Annotated in this window: 16 protein-coding genes, 3 tRNA genes and 1 other RNA gene; 8 read left to right on the top strand and 12 right to left on the bottom strand. The window is 37.7% G+C overall.

Features of this window, described 5'->3' with window-relative positions:
- The 5 genes from accA to gpmI all read right to left on the bottom strand — a co-directional run bounded on the left by accA (position 1) and on the right by gpmI (position 4,912).
- A complete protein-coding gene (accA, locus tag SAUT_RS02865) occupies positions 1-936 on the bottom strand; it encodes an acetyl-CoA carboxylase carboxyl transferase subunit alpha (RefSeq protein WP_013326374.1) in 936 nt (311 codons plus the stop codon).
- 16 nt (positions 937-952) lie between these two features.
- Complete coding sequence (locus SAUT_RS02860; protein WP_013326373.1) at positions 953-2,170, bottom strand: beta-ketoacyl-ACP synthase II; 1,218 nt, start codon at positions 2,168-2,170, stop codon at positions 953-955.
- Between the two features lie 115 nt (positions 2,171-2,285).
- Positions 2,286-2,513, bottom strand: coding sequence for an acyl carrier protein (gene acpP / locus SAUT_RS02855; protein WP_013326372.1), 228 nt, complete (start codon positions 2,511-2,513; stop codon positions 2,286-2,288).
- Positions 2,514-2,574: 61 nt separating this feature from the next.
- Complete coding sequence (fabG, locus tag SAUT_RS02850) at positions 2,575-3,321, bottom strand: 3-oxoacyl-ACP reductase FabG (RefSeq protein ID WP_013326371.1); 747 nt, start codon at positions 3,319-3,321, stop codon at positions 2,575-2,577.
- Between the two features lie 115 nt (positions 3,322-3,436).
- The gene (gene gpmI, locus SAUT_RS02845; protein ID WP_013326370.1) at positions 3,437-4,912 is read right to left on the bottom strand and encodes a 2,3-bisphosphoglycerate-independent phosphoglycerate mutase; all 1,476 of its coding nucleotides are present in this window, start codon (positions 4,910-4,912) and stop codon (positions 3,437-3,439) included.
- A 90-nt stretch (positions 4,913-5,002) separates the two neighbouring features.
- Here gpmI and mraY point away from each other — a divergent pair, with 90 nt between their 5' ends.
- From mraY to ssrA, 6 genes are all read left to right on the top strand, one after another.
- Positions 5,003-6,064, top strand: coding sequence for a phospho-N-acetylmuramoyl-pentapeptide-transferase (mraY, locus tag SAUT_RS02840; RefSeq protein ID WP_013326369.1), 1,062 nt, complete (start codon positions 5,003-5,005; stop codon positions 6,062-6,064).
- Positions 6,065-6,067: 3 nt separating this feature from the next.
- Positions 6,068-6,631, top strand: a complete 564-nt coding sequence (purN, locus tag SAUT_RS02835; RefSeq protein ID WP_013326368.1) for a phosphoribosylglycinamide formyltransferase — start codon at positions 6,068-6,070, stop codon at positions 6,629-6,631.
- Complete coding sequence (locus tag SAUT_RS02830; RefSeq protein ID WP_013326367.1) at positions 6,619-7,218, top strand: trimeric intracellular cation channel family protein; 600 nt, start codon at positions 6,619-6,621, stop codon at positions 7,216-7,218. The genes purN and SAUT_RS02830 overlap by 13 nt, the downstream gene beginning before the upstream one ends.
- A 64-nt stretch (positions 7,219-7,282) precedes the next feature.
- Positions 7,283-7,358: transfer RNA gene (locus SAUT_RS02825), tRNA-Phe, on the top strand.
- 21 nt (positions 7,359-7,379) lie between these two features.
- Positions 7,380-7,455 (top strand) — tRNA-Phe (locus tag SAUT_RS02820).
- 88 nt (positions 7,456-7,543) lie between these two features.
- Positions 7,544-7,918, top strand: a transfer-messenger RNA (tmRNA) gene (gene ssrA / locus SAUT_RS11130).
- Positions 7,919-7,926: 8 nt separating this feature from the next.
- Here the strand turns inward: ssrA and SAUT_RS02815 are convergent.
- The 6 genes from SAUT_RS02815 to acsA all read right to left on the bottom strand — a co-directional run bounded on the left by SAUT_RS02815 (position 7,927) and on the right by acsA (position 13,805).
- Entirely contained in the window at positions 7,927-8,610 is a 684-nt protein-coding gene (locus SAUT_RS02815; RefSeq protein ID WP_013326366.1) for a hypothetical protein, read from the bottom strand.
- Between the two features lie 95 nt (positions 8,611-8,705).
- Complete coding sequence (locus SAUT_RS02810; RefSeq protein ID WP_013326365.1) at positions 8,706-8,948, bottom strand: acyl carrier protein; 243 nt, start codon at positions 8,946-8,948, stop codon at positions 8,706-8,708.
- A complete protein-coding gene (locus SAUT_RS02805) occupies positions 8,945-10,102 on the bottom strand; it encodes a dihydrolipoamide acetyltransferase family protein (protein WP_013326364.1) in 1,158 nt (385 codons plus the stop codon). The genes SAUT_RS02810 and SAUT_RS02805 overlap by 4 nt, the downstream gene beginning before the upstream one ends.
- The gene (locus tag SAUT_RS02800; protein ID WP_013326363.1) at positions 10,099-11,079 is read right to left on the bottom strand and encodes an alpha-ketoacid dehydrogenase subunit beta; all 981 of its coding nucleotides are present in this window, start codon (positions 11,077-11,079) and stop codon (positions 10,099-10,101) included. Before SAUT_RS02800 ends, SAUT_RS02805 begins: the two co-directional genes overlap by 4 nt.
- Entirely contained in the window at positions 11,076-12,044 is a 969-nt protein-coding gene (gene pdhA / locus SAUT_RS02795; RefSeq protein WP_013326362.1) for a pyruvate dehydrogenase (acetyl-transferring) E1 component subunit alpha, read from the bottom strand. Before pdhA ends, SAUT_RS02800 begins: the two co-directional genes overlap by 4 nt.
- A gap of 9 nt (positions 12,045-12,053) precedes the next feature.
- Entirely contained in the window at positions 12,054-13,805 is a 1,752-nt protein-coding gene (acsA, locus tag SAUT_RS02790; protein WP_013326361.1) for an acetate--CoA ligase, read from the bottom strand.
- 116 nt (positions 13,806-13,921) lie between these two features.
- On the opposite strand from acsA, the gene SAUT_RS02785 reads away from it, so the two are divergent.
- Positions 13,922-14,695, top strand: coding sequence for a lipoate--protein ligase family protein (locus tag SAUT_RS02785; protein WP_013326360.1), 774 nt, complete (start codon positions 13,922-13,924; stop codon positions 14,693-14,695).
- A gap of 24 nt (positions 14,696-14,719) precedes the next feature.
- Positions 14,720-16,057 (top strand): dihydrolipoyl dehydrogenase, encoded by a 1,338-nt coding sequence (gene lpdA / locus SAUT_RS02780; protein ID WP_013326359.1) that lies wholly within the window; start codon positions 14,720-14,722, stop codon positions 16,055-16,057.
- 29 nt (positions 16,058-16,086) lie between these two features.
- Here lpdA and SAUT_RS02775 read toward each other — a convergent pair.
- Positions 16,087-16,161: transfer RNA gene (locus SAUT_RS02775), tRNA-Val, on the bottom strand.
- Positions 16,162-16,342 lie beyond the last annotated feature (181 nt).

The raw sequence follows: 16,342 nt of genomic DNA, 5'->3' as shown, positions 1-16,342 counted from the left end.
CTACTCTTTAAAAGCCCCTGGCTTTGTCAGTTTAGCATAACGAGTGTCCATTCTTTCTTCATCACTCATTGCTTTGAGTTTGCTTACTTCTTCTAAAAAGTAGTCTTTAAGAACTTCTGCCGCTTTTTCTTTTTCTCTGTGTGCGCCGATCAAAGGCTCATCAATAATATCATCAATTAAATCAAGCTCTTTTAAATCTGCACTGGTGATCTTAAGCGCATTGGTAGCAGTTTCCACTTTTTTAGGATTATTCCAAAGAATTGCTGCACAGCCCTCAGGAGAAATAACGCTAAATATAGAATATCGCATCATAGCAAATTTATCAGCTACACCGATAGCAAGTGCACCACCTGAACCCCCTTCTCCAATAACCACAGAAACAGTAGGTGTTTTCAATTCTGCAAATTCCAGTAGATTTCTTGCAATTGCCTCACTTTGATTTCTCTCTTCTGCACCTATTCCAGGGTATGCACCCGGTGTGTCTATAAGCATCAAAAGTGGCAAATTAAATTTCTCGGCTAATTTTGCAGCACGTAATGCTTTTCTATAACCTTCAGGATGCGGCATACCAAAATTTCGCTTGAGCTTATTTTTAGTTCCACGCCCTTTTTGCTCGCCGATAACCATAACTTTTTCATCGCCGATATAGCCAATATAGCAGATAATGGCAGCATCATCACGAAAGTGTCTGTCTCCGTGAATTTCATACTTATCTCTCATAATGAGATTAATATAATCAAGTGCGTAAGGACGATCAAGATGACGTGCAAGTTGAAGCTTTTGAAAATCAGAAAGATTTTTATAAATCTTTGCAACTTCTTTATCCAGCTTCTTTTTTAACTCTTCAACAGCGCCCTGATCATGGCGAACTTGTGCAGAAATTATGTCTTCTTGAATAAATTTTATTTTATATTCAAAGTCTAAGTATGTAGCCAAATTAAATCCTTATCAATTAGATTTTTTTGAATATAAGAACGCCGTTTGTTCCGCCAAAACCAAATGAGTTACTCATAACAATATTTAAGTCTGCTTTTCTAGCACCCTCTGTTACATAGTCTAAATCACAGTTTTCATCAGGTGTCTCATAATTAATTGTCGGAGGAATAATTCCATCTCTCATTGCCATTAAACATGTAACAGCTTCTATACTTCCTGCTGCACCAAGACAATGTCCTAGTTGACCTTTTATAGAACTCATTGGAGGGCATTTCTCTTTTGAGCCAAGAAGCTCTTTAAGCGCTAATGTCTCATTCTTATCATTTACAGGGGTAGAAGTTCCGTGAGCATTTACATAATCAAGCTTAGGTTCGCCTGCCATTTTATATGCAGCTTTCATAGCGCGCGCTGGACCATCAAGTGATGGTGTAGTAATGTGATTTGCATCGCCACTTTCACCAAAACCGATTATTTCTCCATATATTTTCGCACCACGTGCAACTGCATCTTCATACTCTTCAAGTATCAATGCTCCAGCACCTTCTCCCATAACAAAACCATCACGGTCAGCATCAAAAGGACGAGATGCATGTTTAGGGTCATCATTTCTTGTAGAAAGTGCTTTCATTGCAGCAAATCCACCTACACCAACACCTGTTATTGCAGATTCTGCAGAAACAACTAACATTTTATCTGCACCATTACATATAATAGTTTTTACTGCTTCACTGATTGCATGTGTTCCTGCTGCACATGCCGTTACACTTGAAAGGTTAGGACCTTTTGTTCCATGTGCGATTGAAACAAATCCACCTAGCATATTTACAAGCGCTCCGGGAATAAAAAATGGAGAAATTCTTCTAGGTCCACGTGTGTCTAAAATAACAGAGTTTTTCTCAATTGATGGAAGACCACCAATTCCTGAACCTGCACTAATTCCAAATCTTTCCATGTCCGTATCTTCAGGAAGTGCAGCATCTGCCATTGCTTCCTCAGCAGCTTTAAGTCCAAGATGAATAAATCTGTCTGCTTTTTTCACTTCTTTAGGAGGCATAACCGTTGCAGGATCAAAATCTTTTACTTCTCCGGCAATTTTTACGCTGAATTTTTCAGGGTCAAATATAGTAATAGTATCTATTCCACACTCACCATCACACATTGCTTTAAAAGAACTCTCTTTATCATGACCCACTGAATTTATCATTCCTAGACCTGTTACTACTACTCTTCTCATTAAATATTCTCCATAAAATAATAAAATACTTTTAAAAATCAATACAGCAATTAACTATTAAAAATATTTACTTGTAAAAGAGGCAAGAATTCCTCTTTTACAAGTTAAAAACTGACTATTTGTTTTCGATATAGTTTACAACATCTTGAACTGTTTGAATCTTTTCAGCTTCATCATCAGGAATTTCGATGTCGAATTTTTCTTCAAGAGCCATTACTAATTCTACAACGTCAAGGCTATCTGCACCTAAATCTTCTACGAATTTTGAATCCGGTTTTACTTCATCTGGGTTAACGCTTAATTGCTCAACTACTACTTCTTTAATATCATCTAAAAGTGCCATTATAGCTCCTGTTTTTAAGTTTAAAATCCTGTAATTATAGCATAAATATCTTAGATAACATTTATGCCATGTTCATTCCGCCGTTTACTTTCAAAGTTTCACCTGTAATATAACTTGCGTGGTCTGAAAGTAAAAAAGCTGTCGCCTCGGCAACTTCACTTGGATTACCAAAACGATTCATAGGAATTTTGTCTGTAAAACTTTTTTTCACCTCATCACTCAGTACTTCTGTCATTTCAGTTGCAATAAATCCCGGTGTAACAGTGTTATAACGTATACCGCTTGTTGCTGCTTCTATGGCAAAACTTTTTGTCATTGCAATAACGCCGCCTTTACTTGCTGCATAGTTTGTCTGTCCGCCGTTACCTGTTTCACCTACGATTGAAGCGATGTTCACAACCGAACCAAATTTTTTCTTTCGCATTACTTTCATAGATTCACGACAACCGATAAAAGCAGATGTCAGGTTGGCATTGATAACATCCATAAAATCTTGGGTTTTCATACGAAGAGCTAATTTATCCTTTGTAATTCCCGCATTATTTACCAGATATGAAAGTTCCCCGTCTGCATCTACTATTGTTTTAATCCCGTCAATAAATGCCGCTTCATCTGTTACATCAAAGCCGATAACTGCCGCACTGCCTCCGTTTGCTTCTATTGTCTCTTTCACTGCATCAGCCTCTGCTGCACCACTTCTGTAATTTATCCATACTTTGAGGTCAAAACCAGCCAAAGTCTTTGCTATTTCTGCACCAATTCCTCTACTTGCACCTGTTACTAAAACATTTTTTCCACTAAATTTCATTGCTATTTCCTTTAATTTTTTCATACCCTTGCTTGCTCTTCGGAACCTAGGTTTTAACCTAGGCTGTGTATCTTGAAAGCCTAAAGGCAAGGTTGAAACCTTGCTTCCGAAAAACCTAAACTAAACTTTCGTCCATTTCTACCGGAATTTCTAATTCCATCAGTTTTAAAACAGTTGGAGCTATGTTGTTGAGTCCGCCTGTTTTTACTTTTTTCACACCCTTGGCATCCACAAAACACCATACTTTTCCAACCGTATGGTTTGTCAGTACATTGTCGTATTCATCACGCATCTCTTCACAGTTTCCATGGTCGCTGGTCAACACAAAAGCGTATTCTTTTTCTTTTGCTTTTTCATATATTTTGCCCAACTGCTCATCAACAGCCTCAACAGCTTTTTTTGCCGCTTCAAAATCACCGGTATGTCCAACCATATCTCCGTTGGCAAAATTGACAACAACAAAATCATAATCGGCATCCATTGCTTCTAAAACAGCTTCACAGACTTCATTTGCACTCATTTCAGGTTTCATGTCATATGTTTTAACATTTGGTGAAGGAATCAATACCCGTGTTTCATTTTCATACGGCTCATCAATTCCGCCGTTTAAAAAGAAAGTTACATGCGCGTATTTTTCCGTCTCTGCCGTGTGCAACTGTCTCAAACCCGCATTTGCAATCACTTCAGCCAAAGTATTTTTAGGCACGTCTTTTCTAAACATCACAGGATAAGGAAAACTTTTGTCATACTCTGTAATTGTTGCCAAATTTACGTCTTGTACACGTCTTTCAAACTCTGTGAAATTTTCATCTGCTATGGCTCTAACCATCTCTCGCATTCTGTCACTTCTGAAATTTATAGTAAGTACACTGTCCCCTTCTTGCATTCCATTATAATCTTTAAATGCGGTCGGTTCTACAAATTCGTCAGTTTCGCCAAGTGAATAAGAGTGCCCTATGTAGGATTCAGGTGTCATATCTGTTTTAGGCTCGGCATTTACAATCGCATCATATGCCCGTTTGATTCTCTCCCAGCGGTTATCTCTGTCCATTGCATAAAAACGTCCTGATATTGAAGCAATTTTGACATTTTCATTGACATGTTTTCTTACTTCCTCAAGATATTTTTGTGCCGAAGTAGGCGAGACATCTCTTCCGTCTGTAATAAGATGAAGAAAAACAGTTTTACCATTTTTTGCCGCTATATCTGCTATACCCATAAAATGATCTATATGTGAATGCACACCGCCATCACTCATGAGTCCTATAAGATGAAGTCTGTCCGATTTTTTAAACAAATCTTGCAAAACTTCATTTTGCTCTAAAGAGCCGTCTTGCAGTGCCAATGAAATTTTCACTAAGTCTTGATACAAAACACGCCCGCTGCCTATACTCATATGGCCGACTTCGGAGTTGCCCATCTGTCCCTCGGGAAGCCCGACACTGAGTCCAAAAGTATCTATAAGAGCATGAGGCACTTCACTAAAAAGTTTGTCATAAGTAGGTTTATTCGCATTATAAAATGCATTATGTTCTGTTTTGGAGCAATACCCTATTCCGTCTGTAATGACTAAAATTGCTTTTTTACTCAATTTTATTCCTATGGTAATTAATTTTGTTTATGTGATTATACTATAATGTCACTTTTAAATAACAAACAAGACTCAAATCAGGACAAATATTTGCTATATTTTATACATGAATTTTTCGACATCAACATCTTAGGGTACATCACTATCCGTGCAGGTATTGCTTTTTTTATTGCCTTGACACTCACATTATATTTAATGCCGAAATTTATTCGATGGGCACAAAAAACATCGAGTGTACAGCCTATAAATGAATGGGCACCCGAGAGGCACCAAGAAAAAATTTCTACCCCTACAATGGGAGGCGTAATATTTATCGGTGCAACGCTCATTGCCTCGCTTTTAACAATTAGATTAAACAATACCTACGCTCTCGGTGGATTGTTAACACTCATGCTTTTTGCACTTATTGGGTTTCAGGATGATTTCGCGAAAATCAAAAAAAATGAAAACCTAGCAGGGTTTAAAGCAAGAACAAAACTTGCATTACAAATCATTTCAGCTTTGATTATTGCCTGTTTTTTATGTTATTTTGCCGACTTTAACACAGATTTGTATGTGCCATTTTTAAAAACACCTCTGCTTGATATGGGTGCATTTGCCATACTACTTTGGATTTTAGTCATTGTCTCCACATCCAATGCGGTCAATTTGACAGACGGGCTTGACGGCCTTGCAACCGTGCCTTCCATTGTTGCACTCTCAACATTCAGCATCATTATATACATTATCGGAAACGTCAAAATAAGTTCTTACCTGCTTATGCCTCATTTTGAAGTGAGTGAAGTTGCCATAATTGCCAGTGCGCTTGTCGGTGCATTAACAGGCTTTTTATGGTACAACTGCCATCCAGCAGAGGTTTTTATGGGAGACAGCGGTTCTTTGACTATCGGAGCATTTTTAGGTTATTTGGCAATCATCAGTAAAAGTGAGATTCTTTTACTGCTTATTGGTTCTATATTCGTTATAGAAACACTCTCTGTAATTTTACAGGTAGGCAGTTATAAACTGCGAAAAAAACGGGTATTTTTAATGGCGCCGATTCATCACCATTTTGAAATGAAAAAATGGGCGGAAAATAAAATCATTGTCAGGTTTTGGATTATTGCCATTCTCTCAAATATCCTGGCTCTTATTACACTCAAAATCAGATAAAATATGAAAAGTATAGCAGTTCTTGCATCCCATAACGGCAGCGGACTTGATGCCATTATGCAGGCTGTACATGAAAAAATTCTGCCTCTTAACATTGCACTTGTCGTCTCAAACAATACAGAGGCGAAAGTACTGCAAAAAGCAGAAGATTACAACCTTACATGTAAACTCATCAATGCAAAAACACATAATAATCCCGATGATGCGCTTTATGAACTACTCAAAGAACACGATTGCGAATATATTTTTTTATCCGGCTATATGAAAAAAATTCCTTCTATACTTACATGTAACTTCAAAATCATCAATTCACATCCTTCATTACTGCCAAAATATGGCGGAGCCGGTATGTATGGGAGATTTGTCCATGAAGCTGTCATCAAAAATAATGAAAGCAAAAGCGGTGTAACCATACATGAAGTAAACGAGCACTATGATGATGGAAAAATTATTTTGCAAAAATCATTACAAATTTCACCTGAGGATACTGTTGACACCCTTGAAAAAAAAATCAAAAACTTGGAAAAAACTGCAATCGTTGAAGGTCTTGCCTTGTGTTTGAAATAGCAGAATATATAGGCATTATTGCTTTTTCAATGAGTGGATTCTTTGTTGCAGCAAAAAATAAACTTGACTTGCTCGGAGTGCTCATAGCCACATTTTTAACAGCTCTGGGCGGTGGGATAATGAGAGATGTCACCATTAACAAAGTACCTTTTACCTTTTCCCATAATTATCCAGCACTTATTGTTATTTTTGTTTTACTACTTTTAATCATCTTTAAATTTCATAAACGTAACTCCATTGAGAACAAAGCACTTTTTATTTTAAGTGATTCTATCGGCTTGGTTTCTTTTAGCATCTCAGGTGCACTCATTGCCATTGAAAGCAATTTTAATCTAACGGGAATCATAACCATGTCTTTGCTTACCGCAGTGGGAGGAGGAATAGCCCGTGATGTCATTATAAACGAAGTTCCTTTTGTTTTAAAAACAGGATTTTACGGCACCGTTTCCATACTTATTGCTATTATTTTATATGCTCTACACACCTTACATGTAACCACATACACAAATATTTCCATCCTCTTTTTTGCAGCGCTGACACTGAGACTTATTGCTTATTATGCAAAATGGTCTATTCCGTTAAAATAAATCCTTTTCTCAATATAAGCTAACTTTCAGTACCCATGGGCTATACTTTCGCTCTTTAAAAGATGGCCTGTTAGCTCAGTCGGTAGAGCAAATGACTGAAAATCATTGTGTCCTTGGTTCGATTCCGAGACAGGCCACCACTTTTAAGAAACTTATATTATGGCCTGTTAGCTCAGTCGGTAGAGCAAGTGACTGAAAATCACTGTGTCCTTGGTTCGATTCCGAGACAGGCCACCACTTTTTTATATCATATTCCCAAACTTTATTTACAATTAAACACAATAATTTGATATAATATATAATTACTTTTAAATAGGTAAAAAATGGGGCTGACCTGGTTTCGACGGGATCTGGTGGCTCTCAACTGCATGTCGGACTGAGCATTCCGTTAGACGGCTCACAATTGCTTAAACGCAAACAATACAAATTATCGCCCAGCTTTAGCAGTAGCTTAAGTTTTAACCCCTCGCAAGAGGCGGGCTGCTTCACCTGTGGATTCTAAATAAGCAGGACTCGAAGTATAAACCTTCATTTAGATATATCTTGAGTACGCCTTAGCTCAAGATGAATCCTTGAGGCTGGTCTTGCGTAGCTTTGCAGGTTGTGTGAAGCAAGACAAGATTAAACAACCTTTCTAAGCATGTAGACGTTGGGAGTAGCCAGGTTTCGGACTGCGGTTCGATTCCGCACAGCTCCACCAAACTTTAACTACTCGTCAATCCCTCTTTGAGCATCTTGAAAATAATATCCCGGAATTTCTACTTTTTCTAAAGATTTTATGCCCTCTTCATTTTCTACCATTTTATACAATTCACCATAAACAATTTGCGGTTCAAAAAGAAAATTTTCTACAGTTGATTTATTTTCTTGAACAGACAATGTTTCAGGCAAGAATGTATCACAAACTGTATCATAATAGCTCTCACGCAATAAATCATATGAATCCATATCAGTACTGCAATCAAAATAAGAAAGGTTCATTACCTCATCACTGTTTTGCATTTCAAGACTTAAAGTAATGTTTGCTTTTCCCTGTTCTTTTCTTAGGTATATAATATCACCGACACTTGCACGTGCCAAAAGACTTTTAATAGGTTCAACACTTTGATTAATTAACTTAAAAGAATCAATCGAAACTTTTTTCTCATCACTCTCTTCATCTGCTATCGCTAAATATTCTATATTTTCACCGTTCATTACTTTAAAAGTGCAAACATCGGTCATGACGTCAAGCTCACCGCTTTGGGCATAAGCATCTACCTCTTCCATGATACTTTTAATTTCTGATTCTTCATTAATGTCTTCACTGTCTACATTATATTCCTCTAATGTGCCGACATTACTCAAATTTACTATAGAAATATTACCTTCAATTATAATTTTTCGTTCCATCTTATACTCCTGTGTGTTTTTATGATTATACAGTTTTTGGAGTAAAAAACAATGAAACTTTAGTAGCAATTGTTCTGCACAGCTCCACTAATCTTTTATACTCTTTGTGCAAAATATTCTGCCATCTTATTTAAAGTTTCTACTTTATCATAATCAGACTCTGGAACTTCTACACCCAAATCTTCATTTAATGCGGTAAGAATTTTTAAAAAATCAAACGAATCAATCTCCAATGACTCTTGAATATTTTCATCCCCTTCTATCTCATCTTCTTCCACATCAGGTGCTATATTCAATATCTCTTTTATTATGACTTTTTTTATATCTTCTATATTCATAACAACTCCTCCGGTTTTTGTAAAATTTTATCCAGCTTGTCTAAGAATTGTGCTCCGGTACGGCCATCTGTTGCACGATGATCACCTGCAAGCGTAACTTGAACAACCTTGCGAACACTTAACATATCATTCTCTGCCCAAGGCTTATCTATTATACGGCCAATGCCTACTATAGCGACTTGAGGGGGATAAATAACACCGAGTACGCTCTCTACACCCAAATCTCCAAGATTGGTTATAGTGACTGTCTGTTGCGTCATTTCACTGCCTTTTAATTTACCTGAGCGTGTACGGGTGATTAAATCACTTAAAGATTTCATAACGTCATCCAGATTCATTTGCTGTGTATTTAAAATAGCAGGTGTAATCAAACCGCTTTTGCGAAGTGCTATGGCAATACCTGGATTTATCGCATCGGATATTTGCGGAGCATTATCTTTCCAAAAACCATTGAGCTCCGGAACTTTTTTTAGTGCCGATACTACAGCTCTTATCATCAATGCAGCCGGTAAAATACGCTCATTTATGCTGCGTTTGGCATTTAACTCTTTAAGCCATTGAAGTGCCGGTGTCATATTTATGGAAGTTGAGAGATAGTAATGCGGTATCTCTGCATTTGAACGACTCATTGCCTTGGCAATAGCCTGACGCATGCCGTCTGATGAAAAACTTGTATTTTGGGTTTTCTTCACGGCCTTTTCAATATCACTTAACTGAATTTTACCTTTTATATGAGAAGAAAGTTCCTCTAAATTAACACCCAATTCTTTAGCTTTTTTTCTTGCTGCCGGTGAGATTTTTATGCGTTTTTCCTCTGCTGAATCTTCTTTAACTTGGGAAATCTCTTTTTTTATTTCTTCTTTTATTTTAGGTATTTTCTGAGATACTTTTTGTTCTGTTTTCTCAGATGAATTCTCATTATCAGAATGAATCAAAGCAATCGGATCACCAACCTTACACTCGGTTTCGGGTTCAACCAAAAGCTTTTCAACAATTCCGTCTTCAAAAACCTCTATCTCTATAACACCCTTGCTTGTTTCAACCTCGGCAATAATATCGCCTTTTTTTACTTTGTCTCCTTCTTTAACTTTCCACTCCATCAAAACGGCAGATTCCATATCTGCCCCGAGACTCGGCATTACAAAAGTACTCATGACTCCATCACCTCATGTGCCGTCTGCACAATTTTATCTACCTGAGGCATAGCAGCCTGTTCCAGATGTGCTGCATAGGGAAATGGAACTTCTCTGCTGCAGACTCTTGCCATCGGAGCATCAAGTTCATAAAAAGCATCTTCATTGATACGAGCCATTATTTCAGCAGAAATACTGCCTGATTTCCAATCTTCATCTACTATCAATGCTCTATGTGTCTTTTTAATTGAAGCCATAATGGTTTCATTATCTAAAGGACGAAGGGAACGCAGATCAATAACTTCAGCATCTATCCCGTCTTTTGCCAATATGTCAGCTGCCTCGAGTGCTTTTAGTAAATTGACACCATACGCAAGAAATGTTATGTCTTTCCCTTCTCTGTGAACAAAAGCCTTCCCTATTGCAAGTACAGGTGCTTTCTCATCAAAATCACCTTTTTTATTATAAAGAGTTGCATTTTCAAAGATTAAAACAGGATTTGGATCCTCCAGTGCTAATCCAACCATTGCATATGCATCTTGTATTGTTGCAGGAGTTAAAACTTTTAAGCCCGGTATATGAGCGTACCAGCCTTCGAGCGAATGAGAATGCTGTGCTCCAAGCTGATTCCCTCCTCCTGTCGCCATGCGAATAACCAAAGGAACATTAAACTGTCCTCCGGACATATAAAACAGTGCTGAAGCACTGTTGACAATCTGATCGAGCGCCAAAAAACTAAAATTGACTGTCATTATTTCAACAATCGGTCTCATACCATTAACCGCCGCGCCTATTCCTGCTCCTGTAAATCCGGATTCGCAAAGTGGTGTATCTATGATTCTTTCTTTGCCGAACTCTTCTAAAAATCCCATGCTTACAGCATATGACCCGCCGTAACGTCCTACATCTTCACCCATTAAAAAAACTCTCTCATCTTCTTTTAATGCTTTATGTATAGCCCTTTTGACTGCTTCACGGTATGTTATATTTTCACTCATTTTACAGCTCCTTGGGAATAAACAAATTTTTCAAGATCTTCTACAGGTTCAAGTGTACCGGCTTCAGCAAATGCTACTGCATCCTCAACTGTTTTACTTATCTCTTTTTCAATCTCTTGAGTATTTATTACGATATCCATTTCTTTTAGCCTATCTTTAAAAACAAGTAAAGGATCTCTTTTTTTCCATTCTTGAACTTCAGATTTATCCCGGTAAAGTTCTGCATCAAACATGGAATGCGCACGAAAACGGTAGGTAATAGCTTCTATAAACTGAGGCCCTTTACCGGCTTTTATGCTTTTAATAGCTTTTTGTGCCATTTTTGAAACTTCAAGCACATCCATTCCATCTACCTGATGTGAACTTATTTTATAAGCAGCCGCTTTTTTGGAAATATTTGTCTCGGACTCAGCATACTTCAAAGCTGTTCCCATGCCGTATTGATTATTTTCACATACAAACAAAACAGGAAGATTCCATAATGCTGCAAGGTTTAACGATTCATGAAATTCACCCTCAGCCACGGCACCGTCACCAAAAAGGCATAACGTAACACGATTACGTTTCGCCATTTTATCGGCAAGTGCCATACCGACGGCAAAAGGAAGCCCTGCCGCAACAATTGCATTTCCTCCATAAAAGCGTTTCTGTGCACTATATAAATGCATTGAACCGCCACGACCATGTGACACACCTTCCGCTTTTCCATAAAGTTCCGCCATAATACTGTTTGCCGGTATGCCTCTTGCCAACGCCTGTCCATGTTCTCTGTATGTTGCCACTATTGCATCCTCATCACTTAAAGCATCAATGACACCCACTCCGACGGCCTCTTCTCCTATGTAAAGGTGTAAAAAACCACGAATCTTCTGGTGAGAGTATTCTTGTGCACATTTTTCTTCAAATCGTCTAATTAAAAGCATTTGAGAATAGAACTCTTTTGCCTTATTTATGTCTAATTTCATAATAATTCCTTACTCTTCCAAGGTAGAAGTATCACCTTCAGGCAATCCCATTTCTCTTGCTTTTAACAGTCTTCTCATAATCTTGCCGCTACGGGTTTTAGGAAGCTTTTCTTGAAACTCTATCTCTTTTGGAGCTACTGCTGCACCTAGCTTTTTGCGTGCAAAACCAATAAGTTCCCGTTTTAATTCTTCTGTCGGCTCATACCCGTGTTTTAAAGACACAAAAGCCTTGACAAGCTGTCCGATAAGCTCATCCGGTTTACCGATAACTCCAGCTTCGGCAACCGCAGGGTGCTCCATCAGGGCGCTTTCAACCTCAAAAGGACCTACCATGTGTCCGGATGTTTTTATAATATCATCTGCACGGCCGACAAACCAATAATACCCGTCTTCATCTTTATAAGCCAAGTCTCCTGAGATATACCATCCACCGACAAAAGATTTTTTATATTTTTCTTCATTATGCAGATACGCTCTAAACATAGACGGCCAGCCGGGTCTAAGAGCCAAATCTCCATCTTTTCCAGGCTCTGTTACCTCCGTTACCGTTCCATCCCCATTTTGACGAACGATTGCCGCAGTTATTCCGGGAAGAGGCCGTCCCATCGAGCCTGGTCTTACTGTTTGAGATATTAGGTTTGCTATCATTATGCCGCCTGTTTCAGTCTGCCACCAGTTGTCATGTATAGCCATTTTCAGTTTTTCAACACCCCATATAACAGCTTCAGGATTCAGCGGTTCGCCAACACTTTGAATAAGGCGCAGATGAGAAAGGTCATACTCCTCAGTCGGTTCATTATCGATTCTCATCAAACGTCGTATGGCTGTCGGTGCCGTATAAAAAACACTGACTTTTTCATTTTGCAGTATCTCATACCATCTGTTTGCATTAAATTCAGATTCATCAACAATATTAGTCACGCCATGCACCCATGGAGTAATAATTCCGTATGAGGTCCCCGTTACCCAACCCGGATCGGCAGTACACCAGTAGTTATCATGCTCATGAAAATCAAGAACATATTTGCCTGTCATCCAGTGTGTATATATTGCTTTATGCACGTGAACTACACCTTTTGGCATACCTGTCGTTCCGCTTGTAAAGTGCAGCAGTGACATATCCTCAGGATCAGTTGGAGGAATTTCAAATTCGTCCGAAGCCTCTTGCATAAGTTTTGGAAGTGAACGTATTATCTCATTTTCATCTTCCTCGGCATCTATTAAAAGTATATATTTCAACCCTTTAAGTTCATTGAGCATCGGACGGATTTTTTTATTAAAAAGTTTTTGGGTTGTTAGAAGAGCCGTCGCATCACCGCTTTGCATACGCTGCAGTATAGGACCGGGACCAAACTGTGAGAAAAGAGGACACATCACGCTCAGGTTTTTAAGTATACCTATAGCTCCGATGTAAAGCTCCGGCAATCTCGGAGAAAGTGTATAAATTCTTTCCCCTTTTTTAATGCCTAATGATTTTAATACATTGGCAAACTTCGCCGTCTCTTTTTTCATCTGCATATATGTATAGCTTACTTTCTGCCCTTTCTCTCCAAGCCATAATAAAGCCACTTTATCGGCTTTATCAGAATCAGCATGCCGGTCAATTGCTTCATGAGCGATGTTTAATCCACCTGAGGGCAAACCGTCAAACTCTTTTGCTACATCTTCCCATTTAAAAGAGTTATAGACTTTTTCATAATCTAAAAGATTCGGTTCAACTAAAAAATCACTTTTCTTTTTCACAATCCAATTATTTTGCATATGAGTCCTTTTAACACAATAATATTATTAATGTTATTGCAGATTATGTTAAAGAGTCCTTAAAGACTCTTTGGCTAGACTTTACATATAGTCATTTTACACAGAAGGAAAATTACTTGCAGATATGGAATGTAATTGATACCGGCATCGGCTCTCCCGATTGGAATATGGCGGTAGATGAAGCTTTGCTGTATACTTTGTCAGAGGGTGACAGACCTATATTCAGAATATATGGCTGGAATAAAAGTTTGAGTTTCGGAAGATTTTCAAAACCACACAAAAGCCTGGATATGAACGAATTATCAGTTCAAAGAGTCTCTTATGTCCGTCGTCCCAGCGGAGGCGGAATACTGGTTCACGGTGGCGACATATCATATTCAATTATCATGCCGCGAAAAATGCTAAAGAGTTATGGCATAAAAGAGAGTTATAATTATTTATGCAAATTTCTTATAAAATTTTATGAAAAACTTAAACTCAAAGCTGAATTTGCATCTGATTTGGATTTGGACATACAAAGTTCAGATATTTGCTTAGCAGGACATGAGGCATATGATATTATTATAGATGAAAAAAAGATGGGCGGTAATGCACAACGTTATATCAAAAATACTCTGCTTCAACACGGTACTATTCCGGTGCATTTTGACAAAGAATATTTTGAGCCGCTTTTTCTAGAAGATTCAGGTTTAAAAGATGCAGCATCTTTAAGAGAGTTGGATGTCACTATGGAGTACAAAGATTTAACAAACCTGCTTATTGAATCCTTTTGCGAAACATTCAATGTCAAGTTTTCAATATCTCAACTCAATCCATTTCAACAAGAATATGCTGAAAATCTTTTAAGAGACAAATATACACAAGAAGATTGGAATATCTATGGAAAATAAACTTTTGTAAATAAAGGAGAGAAGATGAAAGAGTATGATGTAGTTATCATAGGTGCAGGGCCCGGCGGATATGAAACAGCACTAAAAGTTGCAGCTAGCGGCAAAAAAACGCTGCTTATCGACAGAGCCAAAGAAAATATTGGCGGTATTTGTCTGAATGTTGGTTGTATTCCGACTAAAAATTATCTTGAAAGTGCTGTTTTTTTATCAAGAGTTCCCTATTTTCAAGAGTGTGGAGCTTTATTGCAAAATAATGGATTCGACATACAAAAACTTCGAGAAAAAACTCTGGCACTTGTAAAAGAGATCCGTTCCGGTGTCGTCTGGATGCTTGACCAGGCAAAAGTTGAGCTCTTATATGGAAATGCGACTTTCATAAATGCAGACACTATTGAAGTTTCAGGTGAAAAAGTTTCTTTTAACAAATGTGTCATCGCCACCGGTTCATATGCAAGAGAACTGTCAAATCTTTCCTTTGATTCGAAGCACATTTTATCAAGTACGGATATTTTCAAACTTCAAAAGCTGCCAAAATCCATTGCCATCGTCGGCGGCGGTCCTATAGCTTGTGAATTTGCCACTTTTTTCAATGCATTAGGAGTAGAAGTCACTATGATTGTAAGAGGAACACAACTTCTTAGCAAAGAGGATGAAGACATATCCAAGGCACTGCTTAGAGCTTTTAAAAAACGCAATATTAATGTTTTGCTCTCTACAACCGTATTAAAAAGTGAAGTGGGTAACAAAAGTATAAAACTTTTACTGGGTTCACAAGAAAACATAGAATCTGAAATAGTGCTCAATGCATCAGGCCGCATCCCAAATACCAATAAACTCAACCTTGAAAATGCCGATATTACCTTAGATGAGAAAGGTTTTATAAAAGTTTCTGCATCATTTGAAACTTCACAGGAAAATATTTATGCGATAGGTGACTGCATAAACACACCGGCTCTTGCGCATATAGCTTATGCTGAAGCCAGAATTACGGCGCATAATATTCTCAACAACACTAAAACAACAAATTCGCATATCACACCGATGGCTGTTTTTAGTAATCCCCCCATTGCAAGTTGCGGTCTTAATCAAACGAAAGCAAAAGAGAAAGGAATAGACACCAATGTCAAAAAAGTATACTTTAAAGTAAATGCGAAGGCAAAAATTCATGGAGATGATGCCGGATTTATTAAAATAATCACAAATGCCAAAAACGGAGTTATATTAGGTGCTTCCATTATCGGTGTTGAAGCAACGGAAATTATTCATGAAATAGTTGTCGCTGTTGAGGAGCAGCTTACAATGAAAGAAGTTGAAGAAATTATTCATATACACCCCAGTGTATCAGAAATAATACGGTATTAATTAGTTGAACAATCAAAATTAAAAAATGATGGTGCTCGATACTGGACTTGAACCAGTGACTTTCACCTTGTCGAGGTGACACTCTACCACTGAGTTAATCGAGCTTTGTTAATGAAGAGTAAAATTCTATCAAAAAATCCTTAAACTAATTTTCTTTTTTAAACTTTTTTTTAATATCTTTTTCTTTTCTATAATATTTTAAAAAACTAAGTATTTTACTTTTAATTTAGGTTTAGAAGTAGTATAATTTCACTCTAGAGAAGATACACTGCTAAAAAGTATCAA

Origin of the sequence: Sulfurimonas autotrophica DSM 16294, from assembly GCF_000147355.1 — a bacterium.
GTDB lineage: Bacteria > Campylobacterota > Campylobacteria > Campylobacterales > Sulfurimonadaceae > Sulfurimonas > Sulfurimonas autotrophica.
This window is presented reverse-complemented; position numbering and strand designations above follow the sequence as displayed.